We start from the raw sequence: 23060 nt of genomic DNA on the forward strand, positions 1-23060 counted from the left end.
CAGCCGGGGCCCGCCGGGGAAGGGCTCAGGACGCCTCGTGCGGGCTGGCCGCCACTTCGGTGCCGTCCGGCAGCGTGGAGATCACGAAGTCGGCGAACACGTTCGGGGCGACCCCCTGGAGCTGGCGCAGGCACTCCACGGCCAGCTCACGGATCTCCACATCGGCGTGCTCGGTGGCCCGCATCGCGATGAAGTGCCGCCAGGCCCGGTAGTTGCCGGAGACCACGATCCGGGTCTCGGTCGCGTTGGGCAGCACCGCGCGGGCCGCCTGCCGGGCCTGCTTGCGGCGCAGCGTCGGGTTGGGCTCGTCGGAGAAGCGCTGCTCGAGGCCCTCCAGCAACTCGGTGTACGCCCGAACGCTCGCCTCGGCGGCCTCCACGAACTTCTTGTGCAGCTCCGGGTCGTCGGCGATGACGGCCGGCTCGACCATGGCCGCGTCCCGCTCCGGGACGTAGCGCTGCGACAGCTGGGAGTACGAGAAGTGCCGGTGCCTGATCAGCTCGTGGGTGAAGGAGCGGGACACCCCGGTGAAGTAGAAGGTGACCGACCCGTGCTCCAGCACGCTCAGGTGGCCCACTTCGAGGATGTGCGCCAGGTAGCCGGCGTTGGTGGCGGTCGCCGGGTTCGGCTTCTTCCACGACTGGTAGCAGGCCCGACCGGCGAACTCGGCGAGCGCCTGGCCGCCCTCCGCGTCGGTCGACCACGGCACGTCGTCCGGGGCCGCGAATTGGGTCCACGCGATCAACTTGACCTGGGGCTGCACCATGTCCGGCATTCCTGGGACTGTAGTGGCGGGGTGCCGCCCAGCCCAACTCAGGCGCGCCCCGTGCAATGTCGATCACTCAGGTAGCGATGGGCCCGCCGACGCCCCCAGGCGTTGGTCCGGGGACCGGGCATCGTCGTCGAGGCCGGGGCAGACAGCGAGCACCACCCTAGCAGCCGCTTCCGATCGCAAGATCGCGCAACTTCATGGATGTGGTGGCATCCGCCGTGCACGACCCCACTACACCCAGGATCGAGCGCGATCTTGGGGCGAGATGCGTCGGCCGCCGTGCGCCGCAGACGCGGGTGCGCGGCTGCCCAGTCAGGTGATCGACTCGCCCTCCTGAAACTCGGGGTATCCAGGTCGGATGGATGGCCCGGTTTCCTGGATGCCGAGTCGATCATGCGTGGTGGGCGCCGGAGTGCCCGTGATGTCGTAAACGACTCAGCTCCAAAGGACGCCCGAACAACGCATGCCGGCCGAACCCCGCCCGCCGGTCGCATCCGGGCACCGGCCCGTCGGGCAGCGGCAGGTCGGGCGGCGGCAGGTCGGGGCCGCGGCGCGTTAGGCGGCGGCGCGGTCAGACGTAGAGCGAGGTGAACGGCGCCCAGGGCAGGTTGCGCAGCACGGAGAAGGCCAGCCACGCGGCCAGGAAAGCGCCGATGACCTTCGAGCTGATCCGCAGCTCGGGCAGTCGCCAACCGAATGCCTGGCTTCCCGCCCAGGCCACGAAGAGGTACGCGAGGAACGGCAGTGCGAAGACGAACAGGAAGTGGTGCCGGGCGGCGGCCGGCAGGTCGCCGTGCAGCACGTACCAGAGCGCGCGGGTGCCACCACAGCCCGGGCAGTCCAACCCGGTGGTCAACTTGAGCAGACAGGTGGGCGCGGCGTCCGGGTCGGCGTAGGTCGGGTTGCTGAGCAGCGCGTAGCTCATGCCGATGGCGACACAGCCGACCGCGGCCAGCGGAACCGCCCAGCGCGGGGAACGTTCGTAGAGCCGCAACACGAACCGGGTCAGCCGGTCCGGCTCAGGCGCCGGGTAGCCACCCGGCGGGGTCGCCGGCCAACCCGCCGGACCCGAGCCGCCGGAAACCGAGCCGCCGGGACCGGAGCCGGCGGCACCGAAGCCGCCGGAACTGAAGCCGCCGGGACCGAAGCCATCGGGACCTGTGCCACCGGCAGCGCCGTCGGCCGGCGCCGTGTGGACAGCGCTGGGGGCGGGGTGCGGCTGGTCGACCGGTCCGGGAGCGCTCGTCACGCGCTCACGGTACACCGGACACGCCGGCCAACGCGGCGGTGAGCGGACCGGCCAGGTCGCCGGCCGCCGGCGGTGCCACCGCGTCCAGGCCGAGCCAGCCGGCGAGCCGGTACAGCTCGGCGGCGAGCGCGACAGCGGTCTCCCCCGGGTCGGCGCCGGGTTCGAGCCAGGCGGCCGGCACCAGCAGCACCCCGGCCTTGCGATCGGCCTTCAGATCGACCCGGGCGGTGAACCGGTCGCCCTGCAGGAACGGCAACACGTAGTAGCCGTAGACCCGCTGTGGCGCCGGGACGTAGATCTCGATCCGGTAGCTGAAGTCGAACAGCCGCTCGGTGCGGGCACGTTCCCAGATCAGCGGATCGAAGGGGCTGACCACTGTGTTGCCCCGCACCCAACGGGGCAGCCGGGCGGACGTGTGCAGCCAGGCCGGCTGTCGCCAGCCCGGCACGGTGACCGGCACCAGCTCACCGGCCTCGGCCAGCTCGGCGACGGCCTGCCGGGCGCCGGCCAGCGGCAACCGGAAGTAGTCGCGCAGCTCCGGCTCGGCGGCCACCCCGAGCGACCGCGCGGCGAGGGCCACCAGCGTCCGGTACGCCTCGGCGTCGGCCGGGGTGGGCGCGGCCAGCACCGCCGGGGGCAGCACCCGCTCGGGCAGGTCGTAGCGGCGGGCGAAGGAGGTGCTGCGCTCGGCGGCGACCACCTCCCCGGCCCAGAACAGGAACTCCAACGCCCGCTTGACCGCCGACCAGTTCCACCCCCAGTTGCCGGTTTCCCGGGGCGCGTCGTGCTCGATCTCGGCGGCGGTCAGCGGCCCCCGGGCGGCAACCTCGTCCCGGACCCAGGCGACCAGCTCCGGCTGCTCCTGGGCGATCCGCCGCATGCCGCCCCAGGATTCGCTGTGGGCGCGGGCCATCCGCCAGCGCAGCAGCGGGTGCAGCTCCACCGGGACCAGCGACGCCTCATGGCCCCAGTATTCGAACAGCTCACGCGGGCGCCGGTAGGCGGCCTGGTCGAGCAACGTGGTCGGGTAGGGCCCGAGCCGGCTGTAGAGCGGCAGGTAGTGCGCGCGTTGCAGCACGTTCACCGAGTCCATCTGGATCAGCCCGACCCGGCCCAGCACGCGACGCAGGTGCCGGCGGGTGGGCACGCCCGTCGGCGCCGGGTCGGCGAAGCCCTGGGCGGCGAGCGCCACGCGGCGGGCCTGGGCGAGCGAGAGTGATTCCAGTGCGGTCATCGTCGGCGACCTTAATTCATCGGTACGACGCCGGTGCGGGAAGCTGGACGTGACGACCAACGGGGCATAGAACGGTGCAATGCTGACCATCCGTCGGGAGGAGCCGGACGACGCCGAGGCGGTCGCCCGGGTACACGTGCACGGCTGGCAGGCGGGCTATGCCGGCTTCATGCCCGACGAGGTGCTCGGGCGGCTCAACGTGGTGGCCTGGGCGCAGCGGCGTCGCGACGTCGGCACCGCCGATCCGGAACACCCGTTCACCACCCTCCTCGGCGAGGTGGACGGGTCGGTCGTGGGCTTCACCACCTTCGGACCGTACCGCCGCGACCAGGACCGGGACGACCTGGACCCGACGGTCGGCGAGGTGGTGGCGCTCTACGTGGAGCCGGCCCACTGGGGTGACGGGACCGCCGCGACGCTGCTGGACGCCGCCCGGGGCGGGCTCACCGAGCGGGGCTGGGCCGGGTACCGGGCGTGGGTGCTGGCGGACAACCGGCGGGCCCGGCGGTTCTGCGAGCGCGCCGGCCTGTCACCGGACGGTGAGCGGTCGACCTACCAGGTGCCGCTGGCCGGTGGGGGCCCGCCGGTCGGGTTGGTCGAGTTGCGGTACGCCGGACGCCTCGACCGCTGACCCGCTCGGGGTCAGCCACCGGCGGATCGGCAGGAAGGCCAGCAGCGCCAGACTGACCCACACGTAGGCGTTGCTGCCCAGGAAGCCGTCGACGCCGGTGAAGTCCTTCTCCCAGAGCCAGACGGTCCGGCTGATCAGCAGCGCGTACCCGATGGTCGCGGCGACCAGCAGGACCTGCCGTCGGCGGCCGTCCTGCGCGGCCATCGCGTTGTCGACCAGCAGGATCAACGCGGGCAGCAGCCAGACCAGGTGGTGCACCCAGGTGACCGGGCTGACCAGGCACATCACCGCGCCGGTCAGCGCCAGGCCGGTCGCCTCGTCGCCGGCCGCGACGGCGGCCCGGGACCGCCAGGCCCAGAGCGCCAGGGTGCCGAGCACCAGCAGCAGCCACAGCAGTGTGCTCGGGTGCTCCGGGTCGAGCCGGGCGACCACCCCGCGCAGCGACTGGTTGGAGACGAAGGCCAGCTCGCCCACCCGCCCGGTGTTCCACAGCGCCTCGGTCCAGAACTCCCGGGAGGCGTCGGGGAAGAGCGCGGCGGCCAGCAGCGACACCCCGGCGGCGGTGCCGCTGGCGGTGAGCGCCGCCCGCCACCGCCCGGTCACCAGCAGGTAGACGATGAACACGCCAGGGGTCAGTTTGATCGCGGTGGCGAGGCCGATACCCACCCCGGCCCACCGGTTGCCGGCCGGCAGCAGCCGCAGCAGGTCCACCGCCACCAGGAAGAGCAGCAGCGTGTTGACCTGGCCGAAGTTGACCGTCTCCCGCATCGGCTCGAACGCGGCGGCCAGGCAGAGCGCCACGGCGAGGGCGAACCACCGGGTCCAGCCGGCGCGGCGGGCGATCGGGTCGACCAGCCACCAGATCAGCACCGTGGTGGTGACCACGCTGGCGAGCACGCTCACCACGATCGCGGCCGTCCACGGCAGGTACGCCATCGGCAGCATGACCAGCGCGGCGAACGGCGGATAGGTGAAGCCATACTGGGTGCCCGGTTTGAGGTAGTCGTAGATCTCCCCGCCGTCGTGCACCCACCAGGTCAACGCGCCGTAGTAGACCTTCAGGTCGAAGAACCCGTGCCGGACGGCCGCGACGGCGAGGAACCCGGTGACCGCCGCGGCGAGCACCACCACCCCGACGACCTGCGCGGTCGTCCTGTTGGCACCCTGCGCCACCGTCGTCTCCCTCGCCCTGCGTAGGCTTCCGTCCCATGGCTCTCGGGTACGTCCGCCCGGCGCGTCCCGAGGACGCCGGCGAGATCGCACGCATCCAGCTCGCGACCTGGCGGGTCGCGTACCGCCGGATCCTGCCTCGGCATGTGCTCGACAACCTGGACGAGGCGTTCCTCGCCCGGCGGTGGAGCGCCGCCGTGCTGGAGCCGCCCTCGGGCGCGCACCGGGTGCTGGTCGCCGTCGAACAGGCCGAGCAATCGTATCTGGTGGGGTTCGCCGCCTCCGGCCCGGCCGACGGCGAGGCGTTGGCACCGGGTGAGCCGGCCGACGCGCTCGGCTCGGACGTGGCGGCGGTGACCGACCTGCTGGTGGAGCCGCGGTGGGGCCGACGGGGGCACGGCAGTCGCCTGCTCGCGGCCGCCGTCGACCTGTGGCGGGAGGACGGGATGAGTCGGGCGGTGGCGTGGGCGTTCGACGCCGACGAGGCGACCCGCACGTTCCTCACCAGCACCGGGTGGGAGCTCGACGGCGCGGCCCGGGCGCTGGACGTCGACGACATGCTGGTGCCCCAGGTGCGCCTGCACGTTGCCGTGCCAGCCGAAAAGGTCGAGTGACAGCTGTGGCGGCCCCGGGTCGAGGCCGCCACATCGCAGCGGGTCAGCCCTTGTCGGAGCCGTCGTTGGCGTCGCGGACGAAGTACCGCTGGAACACCACGAAGATGATCGCCACCGGGATGGTGGCCAGCAGCGCGGCGCCGAGTTTGAGCGGGTACTGGGTGCCCTTGCCGAGTGAGCCGCTGACCAGGTCGGCCAGGCCGCGCGGCAGAGTGAACAGGTCCGGGTCCTGCACCGACACCAGGCTGTGCGGGAACTCGTTCCAGGAGCCCTGGAACGACAGGATGGTGAGGGTGATCAGCGCCGGTTTCGCCATCGGCAGCACCACCGACCAGAAGGTGCGGAAGATGCTCGCCCCGTCGATCCGGGCGGCCTCCTCGACACTGACCGGGATCGACTCGAAGAACTGCTTCATGATGAACACGCCCGCCGCGTCGGCCAGCAGCGGCACCACCAGACCGGCGTAGCTGTTGTAGAGGCCGAGTTGGTTGAGCACCAGGAACTTCGGGATCAGCAGCACCACCCCGGGCACCGCCATCACCGCGATGACGGCGGCGAACAGCCCGCCGCGGCCGCGGAACCGCAGTCGGGCCAGCGCGTACCCGGCGAGCGAGTCGAAGAAGACCCGGCCGATGGTGACCAGCACCGTCACCAGCAGCGAGTTGCCCAGCCACAGCGGGAAGTTGGTGCCGGCGAAGATCCGTTCGAAGCCGGCCAGCGTGAGCGGGTCCGGAAACGGTGACAGCGGGTTCGCCGCGGCGTCGGGCTCGGTCTTGAGCGCGTTGCCGATCTGGATGACGAACGGGTAGAGGAACACCAGCCCGAAGAAGACCAGCGTGGCGTACCCCAGGAAGCGGGTGGCCAGGGTGCGGGCCGCGCGCTGCTGACGCCGCGCGGGCGCCGCCGCCGGGCGGTCGGTGAGCACGGCCATCTCAGGACCTCTCCGGTACGCGCCGACGCCACCAGCCGCGGCGCGGCCGGTCGGTGTCCCGCTCGGCCAGCGCCCGGCGCTGGATCAGTGTGAGCACGATGATGATCAGGAACAGGACGAACGAGATCGCCGCGCCGGAGCCGTATTCGAAGTCCCGGAAGGCGGTCCGGTACGACAGGTACGCCGGGGTGAGCGTGGTCTTGGCCGGGTCGCCCTGGCTCATCACGTACACCTGGTCGAAGACCTGCCAGGAACCGATCATGCCGAGGGTGAGCACCAGGAAGGTGGTGGGTCTGATCATCGGCAGTGTGACGTACCGGAAGCGTTGCCACCGGGATGCGCCGTCGAGGGTGCTCGCCTCCTCCAGCGTGACCGGCACGTTCTGCAGCCCGGCCAGGAACATCAGCATGAAGGTGCCGGAGGTGGTCCAGACGACCAACGTGATGATCGAGATCATCGCCACGCTCGGGCCGGCCAACCAGTCCCACCAGGTCAGCCCGAACGGGCCACCGTCGGCCAGCGCCGCCGGCGGCGAGTCGACGCCGACCGCGCCGAACAGCAGGTGCAGGACGCCCCGGGAATCCGCGAACCACTCCGGGCCGTCGATCCCGAGGAAGCCGAGCAGCGCGTTCACCGCGCCGGAGTTGGCGAAGAGGAACAGGAACACCACGCTGATCGCGACCGAGCTGGTCACCGAGGGGAAGTAGAAGGCGCTGCGGAAGAAGCTCTTGCCCTTGAGCATCCGGTTGTTGACGACCAACGCCAGTCCGAGCGCGAGCACGGTCTGCGCCGGCACCACGATCGCCACGTAGTAGATGTTGTTGCGGATGCTGGTCATGAAGTCGCGACGGGCCAGCCCGTCCTCGGTGAACAACTGGGTGTAGTTGTGCGCGCCGACGAACGGGACGTCGCCGGTGAACGGGCTGCCCTGGCCGTTCCAGTCGGTCAGGCTGACCCAGAGCGCCATCAGGATGGGCAGCAGCAGGAACAGCCCCAGAATGACGATCACCGGCGCGACGAAGAGCCAGCCGGCGAGGTTCTCGTTGCTGCGGGTGCCGCCCCTGCGTCGGCGGGGGTCGCCCCCGCCCGCGGTGGCCACGGCGGTCAGTGTCTCGGTTGCCATCTTCCCTCCCTTCCTCTCTCCGGCCGACGTGCGGCGGGGGCCCCGGTGCTCGCCGGGGCCCCCGCCATTACCTCAGCTGCCGCCGAGCGCCGCCTTGGCGTTCTTGTCGAAGTTCTGCAGCACGGTCTTCGGGTCGCCGTTGGCCAGCCCCTGGAGACCGGTGTCGAGGTCCTTGAGGACGCTGTCCATCTTCGGGGCGTTCACCGGGCCCTGGGCGTACGCGGCGCCGTCGACGAACACCTTGTCCGCAGGGAAGGCGGCGGTGTACTGGTCGCGCGCCGACTGGCGGGACGGCATGACGCCGAACGCCTTCGCGAAGGTCATCTGCTGCTCGCCGCTGGTCATCGCCTCGACGAACTTGATCGCCTGATCCTTGTACTTGCTCTTCGCGGCGATGCCCCAGCACTGGGTGAAGGAGAGGGTGCCCTGGCCCTTGGGGCCGGCCGGCAGCGCCACGACCTTGTACTTCACGTTCGGGAAGTCGTTCTGGAGGGCACCCTTGATCCAGTTGCCCTCGATGGTCATGACGGCCTTGCCCTTGCCGAACGCCTCACCGGACCAGCCGGCGTCGAGCTGCTTCGGGTACTTGGCCAGCCCGGTGCTGAGCATGGTCTTGACGTACTGGAGGGCGGCGAGGTTCTCCGGGGTGTCGGCGGTGGGCTGCTTGCCGTCCTTGCTCACCAGCCAGCCGCCGTTCTGCACCATGAAGGCGCCGATCCGGTCCCGGGTGTCGCCGAGGGCCAGCGGGACCTGCCCCTTGGCCTTGATCTTCTGGGCGGCGGCGGTGAGCTGCTCCCAGGTCGTCGGCACGTCGGCGTCGGTCAGTCCGGCCCTGGTCCACAGGTCGGTGTTGATCTGCAGGGCCAGTGTCGAGAAGTCCTTCGGCGCGCAGTAGAGCTTGCCGTCGTACGTGAAGGCGGTGCGCAGGCTCTCGTAGAAGTCGCCCGAGTTGCTGACCTTGTCGCCGTACGGCTCGAGGGCGCCGACGCTGGCGTAGTTGGCGAACTGGGCCGCGTCCACGTAGAAGACGTCCGGCGGGGTGCCGCCGGCGAGGGCCTGACCGAGCTGCTGGGTGAGGTCCTGCGCCGGGGTGACCGTCGCGGTGTTGCCGGAGCTGCCGGCCCACTTCGCGGCGGCGTCCTGCACGGCCTTGGTCTCGGCCTCGCCGGACGAGCCGATCAGGATCTGCAGGCTGGCCGGGCCGCTGGACTGGGTGGTGTCGCCGGACGAGTCGTCGAAGCCGCTGCCGCAGGCGGCGGAGCCGAGGAGTGCGACGGCGGCGAGGCCGGCCACCGCTGCCCGAGTGAATGTTCGAGGTGCCATGGTTTCTCCTGTGGGGGGGGTGGGACTACGCGGTGTGCCGCAGCGCCAACGAGGGCTGGAGCAGCACGGGGGTGGGGGTTTTGTGGGCGCCGTCGAGGACCCCGGTGAGCAGGTCCACGCAGCGGGCGGCGGCCTCGCCGAGCGGTTGGCTGACGCTGGTCAGCCCGACCGCGGCGGCCACCGGCGTGTCGTCGAAGCCGATCACCGACACGGGCGGGTCGACGCCGCGGATCGCCTGGAGGACACCGAGGGCGAGTGAGTCGCTGGCGCAGACCACGGCGCTCGGCGCCACTGTGACGAGCAGGTCGCGCATCAGGCGTTCGCCCTCGGCGATGCCGTCCTCGGTCTCCCGGTGCAGCCCGGTCGGGTCGACGCCGGCCGCGCTCAGCGCGTCGCGCCAGCCGGCCCGCCGGTCGTCGCCGACGCCGGAGCCGACCGGCCAGCCGAGAAAGGCGATCCGCCGGTGGCCGGCGTCGAGCAGGCGCCGGGTGGCCTGGGCGGTGCCGGCGGCGCCGTCCACGTCCACCCAGGGGTGCGCGTCGAGCGCGTCCCAGGGGCGACCGAAGGTCACGAACGGCACGTCCCGGTCGGCGAGCCATTCGGTACGCGGGTCGCCGTACTTGGTGCCCACCAGCACGAACGCGTCCAGCTCGTAGGTGCCGAGCAGGTCGCCGTAGGTGGCGATCTCCCGGTCGTCGTCGGTGGCGGTGTAGAGCAGCACCCGGTAGCCGGCGGCGTCGGCGGTCTCGGTGAGGCCGTGCAGGAAGCGGTCGAGCACGGAGCCGTTGATGCCGTCGCGGGTCGGGTCGATCCGGGCGGCGATGAGGCGGGACCGGCCGGTGCGCATCTGTCGGGCGGCCTGGTTGGCCCGGTAGCCGAGCGCGTTGATCGCGTCCTCGACTCGCTGACGGGTCTCCTGCCGCACGATGTGCGGGCTGTTGATCACGTTGGACACCGTCTGCCGGCTGACTCGGGCGTGCCGGGCCACCGTCGCGATGGTCACCTTTTCGGCCACTTAATCCCTCTCGCCATCTTGAACGATCCAATTTGGATAAGGCAGGATTGGATCGTTCAAGTTTCTGGAATGTTTCGCACTTTGCACCGCCAGGGGCGCGTTGTCAAGATGGCCGCCCCGCACCCCGAGGATCTGGAGCCACACCGTGATCGAACGCCAGCTGCAACCCCTCCTGCACGAGTTGGTCGGGGTGGTCTTCGCCCCGACCAGCGCGCTGGGGGACGCGACCGGGCAGATCCGCCCGACCGGCGTCCAGGGCGTCTTCCACGCCGATGCCCGGGTGCTCTCCCGCGCCGAGCTGCGGGTCGATGAGCGGGAGCTCGAAGGGCTGACCCGCGGCGACGACGGCCCGCACGGCGCGCACTTCGTGAGCCTCGCCCGCTGGCTCGGTGACCCCACGCCCGACCCCACCGTCCGCGTCGACCGGCTCCGGCGGGCCACCCGCAACGGCCTCACCGAGGAGCTGCGGATCGTCTCCACCGCCACTGTCGGCGTACGGGCCACCGTCTCCGTCGACCTCGGCTGCGACCTGGCACCCATCGAGGTCGTCAAGTCCGGTGGCGCCACCGAAGCGCTGGCGGCCAGCGCCGGTCAACCGGGCACGCTCACCTGGTCGGGCACCGGGATCACCGTCAGCGTCACCGCGCCGGGCGCCGACGTGCTGGTCGGCGGCGAGCGGGCCACAGCGCCTCGGCTGGTCTGGCCGGTCGACCTGCCCCCCGGCGGCGAGACCGTGCTGCGCTGGCAGCTGACAGTCGACGACCCGCGCGCCGTCGTCGTCGGCCCTCCCGGCGAGCCCGAGTGGTCCCGACCCGAGGTGACCGCCGACGACCGACGGCTGGTCCGACTGCTCGACCGCAGCCTGGACGACCTACGCGGCCTCCGATTGGCCGAGACCGGCGCACCCGGCGACGTGTTCCTCGGCGCCGGGGTGCCCTGGTTCCTCACCCTGTTCGGCCGCGACAGCCTCTGGGCCGCCCGGATGATGCTGCCGCTCGGCACCGACCTGGCCGCCGGCACCCTGCGCGTGCTCGCCCGGCGGCAGGGCACCCGCGTCGACCCGGCGACCGGTGAGGCCCCGGGCAAGATCCTGCACGAGCTGCGCCGCCACGCGTTCGCCCTGCCCGACAACGGCCTGCGCCTTCCGCCGGCGTACTACGGCACCGTCGACGCCACAATGCTCTGGGTCAACCTGCTGCACGACGCGTGGCGTTGGGGGATGCCCGCCGAGCAGGTCGAGCCCCTGCTGCCGCACCTGGAGGCGGCGCTGCGCTGGCTGGGCGAGCACGCCGACGCGGACGGTGACGGCCTGGTCGAGTACGTCGACACCACCGGGCACGGCCTGTCCAACCAGGGTTGGAAGGACTCCGGCGACGCCGTTCGCTTCCGCGACGGCACCCTGGCCACCGCGCCGATCGTGCTGGCCGAGGTGCAGGGGTACGCGCACGAGGCCGCCGTGAACGGCGCCGCCCTGCTGGAGGCCTTCGGCCGACCGGGCGCCGACCGCTGGCGCGAGCACGCCGCCGCGCTGGTCGGCCGGTTCCGCAAGAGCTTCTGGGTCGACGGTCGCCACGGACCGCAACCCGCGCTGGCCCTCGACCGCGACAAGCGCCCGGTCGACTCGCTGACCAGCAACATCGGCCACCTGCTCGGCACCGGCCTGCTCGACCGCGACGAGGAGGCCCAGGTCGCGCACCTGCTCACCACCGACACGATGGCCGCCGGGTTCGGGCTCCGCACCATGTCCAGCGACGACGCCGGCTTCAGCCCGCTGTCGTACCACTGTGGCTCGATCTGGACCCACGACACCGCGATCGTGCTCGGTGGGCTGGCCCGCGCCGGGCACCGCAAGGCCGCGCTCGGCCTGGCCGAAGGGCTACTCAGCGCCGCCGAGGCTTTCGACTACCGGATGCCGGAGCTGTACGGCGGCGACGACCGGGCACTGGTGAACCGCCCGGTGCCGTACCCGGCCGCGTGCCGACCGCAGGCGTGGGCCGCAGCGGGCGCGGTGCTGCTGCTCCAAGCCGCGACGGGGCTCTACCCGGACGTGCCGGGCGGCACGGTCCGACTGACACCCCTGGCGGGAGCAGAGTTCGGTGCCGTGGCGGTCGACGACCTCCGCGTAGCCGGCAAGCCGGTGCACGTCACTGTCGACCGCACCGGCGACGCCACAGTCACCGGCCTCCCCACAACGCTGACAGCAACCCCACCCGTCCCCACCCAACGCCGCCCCAGAACCCCAGCCCTCCCCCACTAAACCCCAACCCGGAACCCACCCCACCCCACCCCACCCCACCCCGCCGTCCCGCTCCACCCGTCCCGCCCCGCCCCGCCCCGCCCCGCCTACGCCGTCGATCATGGAGTTGTGGTGGGCAACAGCTCCGTATGTGCCCCTTATGCGAGGCACCACAACTCCATGATCGACCCAGGCCGGGCCGGACGCGCCGGCGATCTTGCGGTTTCGGTTGTCCAAATGGGTCGAATGTTCTTTATATCGCTGCAGAAACTGCAAGATCGCGGGGATCAGGGGGTTCGTTCGGCGATCAACTCGTCGTCGTCCACAGCGCCGGTGGGGTGGAAGCCCAGGGAGGTGTAGAGGGCGGCGGCCGGAGTGTTGTCGGGGTGGTACGACAGGCGGACCGGGGGGTTGCCGTCCCGTGCGGCCAGCCAGGGGGCCAGGGTCTGCACCGTCGCCCGGCCGATGCCCTGGCCCTGTTCGGCGGCGTCGATCAGCATTCCGCCGATCCAGTGCGAGCCGTCGTCGTCCACGCCCCACATGACGTGGCCGACGACGGTCTCGTCGGCGTACACGGCCAGCGAGGTCCACACCTCGGAGCGGCTGCTCAGCAGCAGATAGCGCGCGCCCAGCGCGGCCACGAACCGGCGCTGGTCGTCACGCGGGGCCACGTCGGCCACCGCACGCCAGTTGTCGTCGTCGACCGGCCTGAGCGTGACTCGCCGCCCGCGCCGGTCCAGGTGTCCCGCTTTGATCATCCGGCGGATGCTACCCGGCCCGCGCCCGCAGATCTTGGACACTTTCCGTCAGCGCGGAACGGGAAGTGTCCAAGATCTGCAGTGCCACGATGTGCAGGAGTGGACAAACGGGTCGCTCAGTCGAGCAGGGCGTCCAGGCCGACGGTGAGGCCGGGGCGGTTGCGCACCGCGCGAACGGCCAGCAGCACACCCGGCATGAACGACACCCGGTCGTACGAGTCGTGCCGGATGGTCAGCGTCTCGCCGGTGCCGCCGAACAGCACCTCCTGGTGGGCGACCAGACCGGTGGCACGCACCGCGTGGACGCGTACCCCGTCGATCTCGGCCCCCCGCGCACCCGGCACCTCGTCCTTGGTGGCGTCCGGCACCGGGCCGAGGCCGGCCTCGGCGCGGGCCCGGGCGATCTGCCGGGCGGTGTGGGTGGCGGTGCCACTCGGGGCGTCCAGCTTGCGCGGGTGGTGCTGCTCGATGATCTCGACGGACTCGAAGTGTCGGGCGGCCCGCGCGGCGAACTGCATCATCAGCACCGCGCCGATGCCGAAGTTCGGGGCGATGACCACGCCCACCTCGGGCTTGTCGGCCAGCCAGCCGCGCACCTGCTCCAGCCGCTGCTCGGTGAAGCCGGTCGTGCCGACCACCGCGCTGATGCCCTGCTCGATGCACCACTGGAGGTTGTCCATGACGACGTCCGGCGTGGTGAAGTCGACGATCACCTCGGCGGCGGAGACGGAGGAGCGGCTGTCGCCCTGGTCGATCGCGGCGGTCAGGGCGAGATCGTCGGCGGCGTCGACCGCCTTGCAGACCTCGATGCCCATCCGGCCGCGCGCACCGAACACGCCGACCCGCAGCTGCGGGGCCGGGGTCCTTCCCTGCTCGTCAGTCACGGGGCACAACCTATCCCAATCGGGACGGGCCGTTCCGGCCGGATCCGCTGTGCTCCACCCGTCGGGACGCCCGGCCGGGGTGCCTCGACCGGGCCGGGCGGCAGACCTCAGACCGCGAAGTCGCCGGCGCCGAACGGGCCCACCACGGCCAGCGACATCGGGCGGCTGAGGAGCTCGGCGGCGAGGACGTTCACGTCCTCCACTGTGACCTCGTCGACCCGGCGGAGCAGCTCGTCGACCGGCATCAGGTCGCCGTAGAGCAGCTCGCCCTTGGCCAGCCGGCTCATTCGGGAACCGGTGTCCTCCAGGCCGAGCACGAACGAGCCCTTGCTCATCCCCTTGCCCCGGGCCACCTCGGCCTCGGTCAACCCGTCGGCGGCCACCCGGGCCAGCTCGGCACGGGTCAGGGCCAGCACCTCGTCCACCTTGCCCGGCGCGCAGCCGGCGTAGACGGCGAACAGGCCGGTGTCGGCGTACTGGCTGGCGTAGGAGTAGACCGAGTACGCGAGGCCGCGCTGCTCGCGGATCTCCTGGAACAGGCGGCTGGACATGCCGCCGCCGAGCACGTTGTTGAGCACCCCGAGGGCGAAGCGCCGATCATCGAGCCGGTCGATGCCGGGGCAGCCGAGAATGACGTGCGCCTGCTCGGTCTCCTTCGGCTCCACAACTGTGGTCGCCGGCTTGGTGCGTACCGCCGGGGTCGCCGCGCGGTACGGCGCCGGGCTGGCCGGGTCGCTGTCCAGTGGAGTGCCGCGCACTGCCTGACGGACCAGCTTGACCACCGCGGCGTGGTCGAGGTTGCCGGCGGCGGCGATGACGATCTGCGGCGGGGTGTAGCGACCCCGGTAGAAGGTCTGGATCTGCCGCCGGGTCATCGGGGTGACGGTCTCCGCGGTGCCGGAGATCAGCCGGCCCAGCGGGTGATCGCCGTATACGGCCTGGACGAAGAGGTCGTGCACCTCGTCACCCGGCTCGTCGTCGTGCATGGCGATCTCCTCCAGGATCACGCCACGCTCGGTCTCGACGTCGGCCGGCTCCAACAGCGAGTCCGCGACCAGGTCGCACATCACGTCGATCGCCAGCGGCAGGTCCTCGTCCAGCACGCGGGCGTAGTAGCAGGTGTATTCCTTCGTGGTGAAGGCGTTGGTCTCGCCACCCACCGCCTCGATCCGCGAGGAGATCTCCAGTGCGGTGCGCTTGTGGGTGCCCTTGAAGAGCAGGTGCTCGAGGAAGTGCGCGGCACCTGCCTGCGGGCCGGTCTCGTCACGCGAGCCGACCGCCACCCAGATGCCGAACGAGACGCTGCGCATCGCCGGAATCGCCTCGGTGAGGACGCGCAGACCGCTGGGCAGCACGGTACGTCGTACCGTGCCGCCCAGCGGGTCGTCGCTGAGCGTCCGGGTCACCGCGCGGGCGGTGCCGCCGGAGCGGCCCGCCCCGGTGTCCCGGGCTCGACTCGACTGGCTGGCCTGCCAGCCGGAGGCCACCCCCCGTCGATCCGGTGGAAACGGCGCGCTGATGGCCCGACTCACGACTTGCTCCCGGTTCGACGAGGGGTGGGTGATGCGTTGTTCGACTGTCAGCTGTGCCGGGTCCGGCGGCGCGGACGCTCGCCGCCCTCGCCACCCTCGCCGCCGCCGCCGTTGCCGCCGCCGTTGCCGCCCTCGCCGCCGCGCTCCGGGCCACGCCCGCCACGGTCGCCGCCACGCTCACGGTCGCCGCGGTCACGCGGAGCCCGGTCGCCGCGGTCCCGACCAGCCGGCCGGTCGCCAGCGGCGGCCTCACCGGCGGCCGGAGCCTCGGTGCCCTCCGGGCGGACCTTGTCGAGGTAGATCTTGCCGCGGGCGTCGATGTCCGCGATCTCGACCTCGACCCGGTCACCGACGTTGAGGAAGTCCTCAACGCGCTCGACCCGCTTGCCGTCGCCCACCTTGGAGATGTGCAGCAGGCCGTCACGGCCCGGCAGGAGCGAGATGAACGCGCCGAACGCGGCGGTCTTGACCACAGTGCCGAGGAACCGCTCGCCCTGCTTCGGCAGCGTCGGGTTGGCGATGCCGTTGATCCGGTCGACGGCCGCCTGGGCCGACGGGCCGTTGGTGGCGCCGACGTAGATCGTGCCGTCGTCCTCGATGGAGATCTCGGCGCCGGTCTCGTCCTGGATCGCGTTGATGGTCTGCCCCTTCGGGCCGATCACCATGCCGATCTTGTCCACCGGGATCTTGACGGTGGTGACCCGCGGCGCGTAGTCGGACATCTCGGCCGGAGCCTCGATCGCCGCCTTCATGACCCCGAGGATGACCTGGCGCGCCTCGTTCGCCTGCTGCAACGCGGAGGCCAGCACGTCCGACGGGATGCCGTTGAGCTTGGTGTCGAGCTGGAGCGCGGTGACGAACTCCGGCGTGCCGGCGACCTTGAAGTCCATGTCACCGAACGCGTCCTCTGCACCGAGGATGTCGGTCAGCGTCACGTACTGGGTCTTGCCGTCCACCTCGTCGGAGATGAGCCCCATCGCGATGCCGGCGACCGGCGCCTTCAGCGGAACACCCGCGGAGAGCAGGCCCAGCGTCGACGCGCAGACCGAACCCATCGAGGTGGAACCGTTGGAGCTGAGCGCCTCCGACACCTGCCGGATGGCGTACGGGAACTCCTCGCGCGACGGCAGCACCGGGATCAGCGCCCGCTCGGCGAGGGCGCCGTGGCCGATCTCGCGACGCTTCGGCGAGCCGACCCGGCCGGTCTCACCGGTCGAGTACGGCGGGAAGTTGTAGTTGTGCATGTAGCGCTTGCGGTTCTCGGGGGACAGCGTGTCCACCATCTGCTCCATGCGGAGCATGTTCAGCGTGGTGACGCCCAGGATCTGGGTCTCGCCCCGCTCGAACAGCGCCGAACCGTGCACCCGGGGCAGCACGCCGACCTCGGCGGTCAGCGCCCGGATGTCGCGCGGGCCACGCCCGTCCATGCGGACCTGCTCGCGCAGCACGCGGTTGCGCACCTCGGACTTGGTCAGCGACCGGAAGGCAGCGCTGAGCTCCTTCTCCCGACCCTCGAACCGGGCGCCCAGCTGCTCGGCGACCCGGGCCTTGACCCGGTCCAGGGCCTCCTCGCGGTCGGCCTTGCCGGCGATGGTGATCGCCTCGGCCACGTCGGCGCGGGCCAGCTCGGAGACGGCGTCGTACACGTCGTCCTGGTAGTCCAGGAAGACCGGGAACTCGGTGATCGGCTTGGCGGCGACCTCGGCCAGCTCGCTCTGCGCGCGGCACAGCTCACGGATCGCCGGCTTGGCGGCCTCCAGACCGCTGGCGACGACCTCCTCGGTCGGGGCGGTGGCACCGGCCGAGATGAGGGCGACGGCGTTCGGGGTGGCCTCGGCCTCGACCATCATGATCGCGACGTCGCCGTCTTCGAGCGTGCGGCCGGCCACGACCATGTCGAAGGTGGCGCGAGCCAGCTCCTCCAGGGTCGGGAAGGCGACCCACTGGCCGTCGATGTGGGCGACGCGGGTCGCACCGATCGGGCCGGAGAACGGCAGGCCGGACAGCTTGGTCGACATCGAGGCGGCGTTGATCGCCACGACGTCGTACGGGTGCTGCGGGTCGAGCGCGAGGATGGTCTCGACGACCTGGACCTCGTTGCGCAGGCCCTTGACGAAGGACGGGCGCAGCGGCCGGTCGATCAGCCGGCAGGTGAGGATCGCGTCCTCGCTGGGCCGACCCTCACGGCGGAAGAACGAGCCGGGGATGCGGCCCGCGGCGTACATCCGCTCCTCGACATCGACGGTCAGCGGGAAGAAGTCGAACTGCTCCTTCGGGTGCTTACCGGCGGTCGTGGCGGAGAGAACGACCGTCTCGCCCAGCTGGGCGATGACGGAACCGGCGGCCTGGCGAGCCAGCCGACCGGTGGAGAAGGTGATCTCGCGGGTGCCGAAGGACCCGTTGTCGATCACGGCGGTGCGGGATTCGGTGCCGAGTTTGGTCTCGGTCATGTGCTGTAGTGCTCCTTCGCGTCGTGGGCCCACGACATCGGGGAGCTGCTCAGCCGGCCGGTCTTCGATCGAAGCGCCCGGGTGGCCGGCATGATGCCGGGTTCCCGGGGGCCACTACCGGAGACCGGTACGCTGACCGGCTCCCTCTCGGGTGGTCGCGCGGCCCGTGTTTCCTTCAGGTGGGACGCGGTGCGGGGGAGCGGCCGTCCGGCCACTCCCCCGTCACGTCACCGGCGCAGACCGAGCCGCTCGATGAGCGACCGGTAGCGGGCAATGTCCTTCTTCTGGACGTAGTTGAGCAACCGACGGCGCCGGCCGACCAGCAGCAGCAGCCCACGGCGGCTGTGGTGGTCGTGCTTGTGCACCTTCAGGTGCTCGGTCAGCTCGGCGATCCGCTTGGTGAGGACCGCTACCTGGACCTCCGGCGAACCGGTGTCGCCCTCGGCGGTCGCGTACTCCGCGCGGATGCTGGCCTTGGCTTCCTGATCGAGCGCCATGTTCTCCCTGTTTCGATGGGTTGATCAAGTGGGTGTCCGTCGTCCCGGTGGACCGGGAACGGACCGGTACCTCGCACCCGCGGCGTCGAGCAGGCACGCGAGGCCCCACGCCGGTCACCCGACGTCCCGGCAAGACTACCAGCACCCGCCGGTAACACCCGGCGAAGGGCCTCGGTGGCGGCCCGTCACCCCACCACGATCAGGCCAGTACGTGCCGGGTGCGCTCGACGTCCTGATTCATCTGGGCGATCAACGGCTCGATCGAGTCGTACCGGATCTGACCACGCAGGTGCGCCACGAAGTCCAGGGCCAGCCGCTCGCCGTACAGATCGCCAGAGAAGTCCAGCGCGTACGCCTCCACCCGCCGCTCCCGGCCGGAGAAGGTCGGGTTGGTGCCCACGGACACCGCCGCCAGCAGCGGCTCGTGCTGGCCGCGGCGGATCAGCCGGGCCGCGTACACGCCGTCGGCGGGCACCGCCGCGTACCGGTGGCAGAGCAGGTTGGCGGTGGGGAATCCCAGCTCCCGGCCCCGCTGGTCGCCGCGGACCACGACGCCCTCCACCCGGTGTGGGCGGCCCAGCGCGGCGGCCGCCGCGCCCACGTCGCCCGCGTCGACGCAGGACCGGATGTACGTGGAGGAGAAGACGGTGCCGTCCTCGGCGACCAGCGGGCCGCCCTCCACGCCGAAGCCGAACGTCTGACCCAGCCGCTCCAACAACGCCACGTCGCCGGCGGCCCGGTGCCCGAAGCGGAAGTTGCTGCCGACCACCACCAGCGCCGCGTGCAGGTGCTCGACCAGGACGTCGTGCACGAACTGTTCGGCCGGCACCCGGGAGAACTCCGGGGTGAACGGCACCACGCAGAGGACGTCCACGCCGAGCGCCTCGATCAGCTCGGCCTTACGGGCCGGCTCGGTGAGCACCGCCGGGTGCGAACCGGGGCGGACCACCTCGGCCGGGTGCGGGTCGAAGGTGACCACCACCGACTGCACGCCCAATTCGCGGGCCCGGGCCACGGCGTGCCCGATCGTCGCCTGGTGCCCCTTGTGCACGCCGTCGAAGACGCCGATGGTGACCACCGAGCGTCCCCACCCGCCGGGCGCCGCGTCGTAGCCCCGCCACCGCTGCATGCCGTTCCTCTCTGCTGTCCCGCCGGCCGGCGGGTCGACACCGCCGGCTGCGGCCGGCGAACCTGCGCCCGCTGTCAGGCCGGGGCGAGCACGATCTCCGCGCGGGCCCGGCCGTCCCGCTCGCTGACGATAGCGATCAGACCGCCGGCCGGTCCGAAGACGGCGTACGGCCCGGTGAGGCCGGCCGGGTCCAGTGGTCCGCCGTGGGCGAGCACCCGGGCCTCGTCGGGCGTGGCCTCCCGGCGCGCGAAGAACCGGTCGGCCGCCGCGTCCAGTGGCAGGTTCACCACGTCCGGGGCGCGCTGCTCCAACTCGTCGAGGGTCGCCGCCTCGGCGAGGGTGAAGCCACCCACGGCGGTACGCCGCAGCGCCGTGAGGTGCCCGCCGACGCCGAGCGCCAGGCCGGCGTCCCGGGCGATGGCCCGGATGTACGTGCCGGAGGAGCAGGTCACGTCCACATCCACGTCCACCAGGTCCGGCTCGGTGCGGCGGATCGCCAGCACCTCCAACCGGGAGATGGTGACCCGCCGTGCCGGCAGCTCGACGCTCTCCCCGTCGCGGACCCGCTTGTACGCCCGCTGCCCGTCGATCTTGATGGCGCTGACCGCGCTCGGCACCTGGTCGACCTCGCCGCTCAGCCCGGCCAGCGCCGACCGGATCGCGTCGTCGGTGACCTGGCCGGCCGGCACTGTGGCGGTCACGTCGCCCTCGGCGTCGTCGGTGACGGTGGTCTGGCCGAGCCGGATGGTGCCGGTGTAGCTCTTGCCGGCGCCGATCACGTAGGTCAGCAGCCGGGTGGCCCGGCCGACACCGATCACCAGCACCCCGGTCGCCATCGGGTCGAGGGTGCCGCCGTGCCCGACCCGTCGGGTCTTCGCCAGTCGGCGGATGCGTGCCACCACGTCGTGCGACGTCATGCCGCCGGGCTTGTCGACCACGATCAGACCATCGGTGCTCACGTCGGCCAAGCCTGCCAGATGGCCCGTACTCCGCAGTGCGTGGGCACGCCCGGCGTGACCCCAGCCTCCGCCCAGACACCCGCGGGCGACCCGGTCAGCGGACCGCGCCGATCACCGCCCACCTGCCGTTGCGCAGTCGCAGCAGGAGGGCGACCAGCCGGATCACCACGAACACCGTGAGCCCGGCCCAGATGCCGCCCAGCCCCAGATTGAGCGCGTACGCCAGCCAGATGGCCGGCAGGAAGCCGCCGAGCGCCGCCACGATGGTGAGGTTGCGCAGGTAACGCACGTCGCCGGCGCCGATCAGCACGCCGTCTAGGGCGAACACCACCCCGGCCAGCGGCAGCATCACGACGAACCACGGCCAGGCCACCATTGCCTGCTCGCGTACCCCCGCATCGGAGCTGAACCACGACGGCACGACGCCGGCGCCGGCGGCGACGAGCAGCGCGAAGCCCACGCCGCAGACGCCGCCGAGCAGCCCGATCCGGCGGGCGAGCGCCCGCGCACCGGCGTCGTCGCCGGCGCCCAGCGCGGCACCGACCAGGGACTGCGCGGCGATGGCCAGGGCGTCGAGCACCAGCGCGGTGAAGAACCAGAGTTGCAGGGCGATCTGGTGGGCGCCGACGGCGGCGGCGCCGAAGCGGGCGGCGACGGCGGTCGCGGACAGGAAGCTGGCCTGGAACGCCAGCCCACGGATCAGCAGGTCCCGGCTGAGCACCAGTTGCTGGCGGATCACGCGGGGTTGGGGCTGCAGTGACACCCGCTCGCCGACCAGTGCGGCGGCGAACAGCACCCCGCAGAGCGTCTGCGCGACGACGTTCGCCACGGCCGAGCCGACCAGACCCAGCCCGCCGGGGTAGACCAGCAGCGGGCAGAGCAGCGCGGAGAGCAGGTTGGGGCCGAGCACGAAGAACAGCGGGCGGCGAGTGTCCTGCACACCGCGCAGCCAGCCGTTGCCGGCGGCGGCGAGCAGCAGGCCGGGAGCGCCGAGGGCCGCGATCCGCAGCCACTGCGCGGCGGCGTCGGCCACCTCGCCACCACCTCCGGCGAGGGTACGCGCGAGCGCGCCGCCGCCGACCTGCATGCCGATCGCGATCAGCAGACCGACACCGAACGCCAACCAGGACGACTGGACGCCCTCGGCGACCGCGGCGGCCCGGTCACCCGCGCCGAAGCGGCGGGCCGCGCGGCCGGTGGTGCCGTAGGCGACAACGGTGCCCACCCAGGCGGTGAGCGTCATGACAGTGCCGCCGACGGCGAGCGCGGCGAGTGGCACCCGGCCGAGGTGACCGACCACGGCGGTGTCGACCAGCACGTAGAGCGGCTCGGCAGCGAGCACCACGAGGGCCGGCAGGGCGAGCGCGGCGATCCGCCGAGGCGAGGCGGGTCGGTGAGCGGTGGCGGCATGGTTCATCGCCGCCGATCCTGGCACGGCTACGGTAAGGATCGCAATCCCGCCGACCACTTACCCCGTCGGCGGGTGGCGCTGGCTCGTGTCAGCCCCCCGCGCAGCGCCTACCACCGGGCGGGTGGGTTCACTGACGGGTGTCCATCGACGTCTGCAGCGCGCGGCGGGCCTGCTCGCGAGCGTCGTCGGCGGTGGTCTCGGGCTTGGGCTTGTTCGGCATGGTGGCGCTCCTCTTCCCAGGGCGTGAGCCGCCGAGACGCGGCGGCCCTCACGGGCGGTCCTGCTGAGCGCCCCACGGCGGTCCGGGGTTACCGGAGCAGCCGACTGGGCAGCGTGAGCCCGGGTCGATCCGACCCTGGAGGGAGGCGGCACGGGGTGTGGCACCACCGCCCATGACCTGCACCGCCAGGCGGCACCGGCCTTCTCCCAAGTTATCGTTCAGGTCCACATACTGCTTACGGTTCCCGGCATCTGGACAGTCAGCAACCCGGCTCAGCGAGCCAGGAAGTGCCAGCCCAGCCACCACCAGAACCCGAACAGACCGATCCGGCCCACCGGCACCGGACCGACCTCGTAGCGCATCACGTAGGCGCAGACCTCGCCCAGGGTGGGGATCCGCGACCCCTCCCGCCGGGCCATCCACTCGACCACCGCGAAGAGGACCAGCGCGGCGAGGAAGCCGCCGATCGCGAGCGCGCGCATCATCGCCGCACCAGCCCCCAGAAGGCGGCCAACCAGGCGAACCAGGCCGCCGACCGGGTCAACTGATCCTCCAGGAGAGGGTCGGCCAACCGGGAGAAGGTGGGGAAGTCATCGCCGGCAGCCAGCACGAAGGTCACGCCCTCGAAGACCCCGAAGACCACCACCGGCACCGCCCACCAAGCCGCCCCCGCGCCCAGCCGGCGTGGCGCCGGCCGGCGGGGCACCCGGTTGCTCAGACCGAGCCAGATCAGCACCCCGCCCGTCCCGAGGGTGAACAGATTCGCCTCGGTGGAGAAGGACGCGAACCGGCCACCGACGAGCGACAGGCAGACGAGGACGGGAACGGAGACGGCGGGCCGGTCCCAGGCGCGGGGGGCCTCCACGGTGAGGTCGTGCGGCTGCTCCATCCCGCAATTCTTCCCGGTATCACGGAACGCGGG

At 71.9% G+C, this 23060-nt stretch carries 21 protein-coding genes; 3 read left to right on the top strand and 18 right to left on the bottom strand.

Annotated elements, in window-relative coordinates:
• Positions 1-25: 25 nt before the first annotated feature.
• The 3 genes from thyX to ABZS40_RS04945 form a co-directional block, all read right to left on the bottom strand.
• Complete coding sequence (gene thyX / locus ABZS40_RS04935; protein WP_124816891.1) at positions 26-766, bottom strand: FAD-dependent thymidylate synthase; 741 nt, start codon at positions 764-766, stop codon at positions 26-28.
• 577 nt (positions 767-1343) lie between these two features.
• Positions 1344-2021, bottom strand: a complete 678-nt coding sequence (locus ABZS40_RS04940) for a DUF2752 domain-containing protein (RefSeq protein ID WP_354941985.1) — start codon at positions 2019-2021, stop codon at positions 1344-1346.
• 4 nt (positions 2022-2025) lie between these two features.
• Positions 2026-3255, bottom strand: a complete 1230-nt coding sequence (locus ABZS40_RS04945) for a crosslink repair DNA glycosylase YcaQ family protein (RefSeq protein ID WP_354941987.1) — start codon at positions 3253-3255, stop codon at positions 2026-2028.
• 79 nt (positions 3256-3334) lie between these two features.
• On the opposite strand from ABZS40_RS04945, the gene ABZS40_RS04950 reads away from it, so the two are divergent.
• Positions 3335-3886, top strand: coding sequence for a GNAT family N-acetyltransferase (locus tag ABZS40_RS04950; protein WP_354941989.1), 552 nt, complete (start codon positions 3335-3337; stop codon positions 3884-3886).
• Here the strand turns inward: ABZS40_RS04950 and ABZS40_RS04955 are convergent.
• Positions 3785-5059 (bottom strand): glycosyltransferase family 87 protein, encoded by a 1275-nt coding sequence (locus ABZS40_RS04955; protein ID WP_354941991.1) that lies wholly within the window; start codon positions 5057-5059, stop codon positions 3785-3787. The two genes, ABZS40_RS04950 and ABZS40_RS04955, sit on opposite strands and share 102 nt — an antisense overlap.
• A gap of 35 nt (positions 5060-5094) precedes the next feature.
• Here ABZS40_RS04955 and ABZS40_RS04960 point away from each other — a divergent pair, with 35 nt between their 5' ends.
• Entirely contained in the window at positions 5095-5670 is a 576-nt protein-coding gene (locus ABZS40_RS04960; protein ID WP_354941993.1) for a GNAT family N-acetyltransferase, read from the top strand.
• Between the two features lie 43 nt (positions 5671-5713).
• On the opposite strand, the gene ABZS40_RS04965 is transcribed toward ABZS40_RS04960, so the two are convergent.
• The 4 genes from ABZS40_RS04965 to ABZS40_RS04980 form a co-directional block, all read right to left on the bottom strand.
• Complete coding sequence (locus tag ABZS40_RS04965) at positions 5714-6601, bottom strand: carbohydrate ABC transporter permease (RefSeq protein ID WP_091400413.1); 888 nt, start codon at positions 6599-6601, stop codon at positions 5714-5716.
• Between the two features lies 1 nt (position 6602).
• Positions 6603-7724 (bottom strand): sugar ABC transporter permease, encoded by a 1122-nt coding sequence (locus ABZS40_RS04970; protein WP_354941996.1) that lies wholly within the window; start codon positions 7722-7724, stop codon positions 6603-6605.
• 72 nt (positions 7725-7796) lie between these two features.
• On the bottom strand, positions 7797-9047 hold the full coding sequence (locus ABZS40_RS04975; RefSeq protein ID WP_354941998.1) for an extracellular solute-binding protein: 1251 nt from the start codon (positions 9045-9047) through the stop codon (positions 7797-7799).
• A 25-nt stretch (positions 9048-9072) separates the two neighbouring features.
• Positions 9073-10062 carry a LacI family DNA-binding transcriptional regulator gene (locus ABZS40_RS04980; protein WP_354942000.1) on the bottom strand — a complete coding sequence of 330 codons (990 nt, stop codon included), beginning with the start codon at positions 10060-10062 and terminating at the stop codon, positions 9073-9075.
• A gap of 145 nt (positions 10063-10207) precedes the next feature.
• Here ABZS40_RS04980 and ABZS40_RS04985 point away from each other — a divergent pair, with 145 nt between their 5' ends.
• On the top strand, positions 10208-12319 hold the full coding sequence (locus tag ABZS40_RS04985; protein ID WP_354942002.1) for a glycogen debranching N-terminal domain-containing protein: 2112 nt from the start codon (positions 10208-10210) through the stop codon (positions 12317-12319).
• A gap of 266 nt (positions 12320-12585) precedes the next feature.
• On the opposite strand, the gene ABZS40_RS04990 is transcribed toward ABZS40_RS04985, so the two are convergent.
• The 10 genes from ABZS40_RS04990 to ABZS40_RS05035 all read right to left on the bottom strand — a co-directional run bounded on the left by ABZS40_RS04990 (position 12586) and on the right by ABZS40_RS05035 (position 23027).
• A complete protein-coding gene (locus ABZS40_RS04990) occupies positions 12586-13056 on the bottom strand; it encodes a GNAT family N-acetyltransferase (protein WP_354942004.1) in 471 nt (156 codons plus the stop codon).
• A gap of 116 nt (positions 13057-13172) precedes the next feature.
• Entirely contained in the window at positions 13173-13940 is a 768-nt protein-coding gene (gene dapB, locus ABZS40_RS04995; RefSeq protein WP_354942005.1) for a 4-hydroxy-tetrahydrodipicolinate reductase, read from the bottom strand.
• A 107-nt stretch (positions 13941-14047) separates the two neighbouring features.
• Complete coding sequence (locus ABZS40_RS05000) at positions 14048-15472, bottom strand: pitrilysin family protein (RefSeq protein WP_354942007.1); 1425 nt, start codon at positions 15470-15472, stop codon at positions 14048-14050.
• 47 nt (positions 15473-15519) lie between these two features.
• Complete coding sequence (locus tag ABZS40_RS05005) at positions 15520-17922, bottom strand: polyribonucleotide nucleotidyltransferase (protein WP_354942009.1); 2403 nt, start codon at positions 17920-17922, stop codon at positions 15520-15522.
• 227 nt (positions 17923-18149) lie between these two features.
• Positions 18150-18419: a 30S ribosomal protein S15 gene (gene rpsO, locus ABZS40_RS05010; RefSeq protein WP_030337594.1), complete on the bottom strand. Its 270-nt coding sequence runs from the start codon at positions 18417-18419 to the stop codon at positions 18150-18152.
• Positions 18420-18618: 199 nt separating this feature from the next.
• Positions 18619-19548, bottom strand: coding sequence for a bifunctional riboflavin kinase/FAD synthetase (locus tag ABZS40_RS05015; RefSeq protein WP_354942011.1), 930 nt, complete (start codon positions 19546-19548; stop codon positions 18619-18621).
• 74 nt (positions 19549-19622) lie between these two features.
• Positions 19623-20507, bottom strand: coding sequence for a tRNA pseudouridine(55) synthase TruB (truB, locus tag ABZS40_RS05020; protein ID WP_354942013.1), 885 nt, complete (start codon positions 20505-20507; stop codon positions 19623-19625).
• A gap of 94 nt (positions 20508-20601) precedes the next feature.
• Positions 20602-21924: an MATE family efflux transporter gene (locus ABZS40_RS05025; RefSeq protein ID WP_354942015.1), complete on the bottom strand. Its 1323-nt coding sequence runs from the start codon at positions 21922-21924 to the stop codon at positions 20602-20604.
• A gap of 486 nt (positions 21925-22410) precedes the next feature.
• On the bottom strand, positions 22411-22620 hold the full coding sequence (locus tag ABZS40_RS05030) for a DUF6186 family protein (protein WP_238686867.1): 210 nt from the start codon (positions 22618-22620) through the stop codon (positions 22411-22413).
• Positions 22620-23027 carry a hypothetical protein gene (locus ABZS40_RS05035; protein WP_210784728.1) on the bottom strand — a complete coding sequence of 136 codons (408 nt, stop codon included), beginning with the start codon at positions 23025-23027 and terminating at the stop codon, positions 22620-22622. Before ABZS40_RS05035 ends, ABZS40_RS05030 begins: the two co-directional genes overlap by 1 nt.
• Between the last annotated feature and the right edge of the window lie 33 nt (positions 23028-23060).

Origin of the sequence: Micromonospora sp. NPDC005324, from assembly GCF_040607155.1 — a bacterium.
Lineage (GTDB): Bacteria > Actinomycetota > Actinomycetes > Mycobacteriales > Micromonosporaceae > Micromonospora > Micromonospora trifolii.

Excerpts from the sequence above, each read along its gene's own strand:
- rpsO (WP_030337594.1), bottom strand. The coding sequence starts at position 18,419 with ATGGCGCTCGATCAGGAAGCCAAGGCCAGCATCCGCGCGGAGTACGCG.
- ABZS40_RS04965 (WP_091400413.1), bottom strand. The coding sequence starts at position 6,601 with ATGGCCGTGCTCACCGACCGCCCGGCGGCGGCGCCCGCGCGGCGTCAG.
- ABZS40_RS05030 (WP_238686867.1), bottom strand. The coding sequence starts at position 22,620 with ATGCGCGCGCTCGCGATCGGCGGCTTCCTCGCCGCGCTGGTCCTCTTC.
- ABZS40_RS04960 (WP_354941993.1), top strand. The coding sequence starts at position 5,095 with ATGGCTCTCGGGTACGTCCGCCCGGCGCGTCCCGAGGACGCCGGCGAG.
- ABZS40_RS05005 (WP_354942009.1), bottom strand. The coding sequence starts at position 17,922 with ATGACCGAGACCAAACTCGGCACCGAATCCCGCACCGCCGTGATCGAC.
- ABZS40_RS04945 (WP_354941987.1), bottom strand. The coding sequence starts at position 3,255 with ATGACCGCACTGGAATCACTCTCGCTCGCCCAGGCCCGCCGCGTGGCG.
- ABZS40_RS04990 (WP_354942004.1), bottom strand. The coding sequence starts at position 13,056 with ATGATCAAAGCGGGACACCTGGACCGGCGCGGGCGGCGAGTCACGCTC.
- ABZS40_RS05015 (WP_354942011.1), bottom strand. The coding sequence starts at position 19,548 with ATGCAGCGGTGGCGGGGCTACGACGCGGCGCCCGGCGGGTGGGGACGC.
- ABZS40_RS04975 (WP_354941998.1), bottom strand. The coding sequence starts at position 9,047 with ATGGCACCTCGAACATTCACTCGGGCAGCGGTGGCCGGCCTCGCCGCC.
- ABZS40_RS04970 (WP_354941996.1), bottom strand. The coding sequence starts at position 7,724 with ATGGCAACCGAGACACTGACCGCCGTGGCCACCGCGGGCGGGGGCGAC.
- thyX (WP_124816891.1), bottom strand. The coding sequence starts at position 766 with ATGGTGCAGCCCCAGGTCAAGTTGATCGCGTGGACCCAATTCGCGGCC.
- ABZS40_RS05025 (WP_354942015.1), bottom strand. The coding sequence starts at position 21,924 with ATGAACCATGCCGCCACCGCTCACCGACCCGCCTCGCCTCGGCGGATC.
- ABZS40_RS04950 (WP_354941989.1), top strand. The coding sequence starts at position 3,335 with ATGCTGACCATCCGTCGGGAGGAGCCGGACGACGCCGAGGCGGTCGCC.
- ABZS40_RS05035 (WP_210784728.1), bottom strand. The coding sequence starts at position 23,027 with ATGGAGCAGCCGCACGACCTCACCGTGGAGGCCCCCCGCGCCTGGGAC.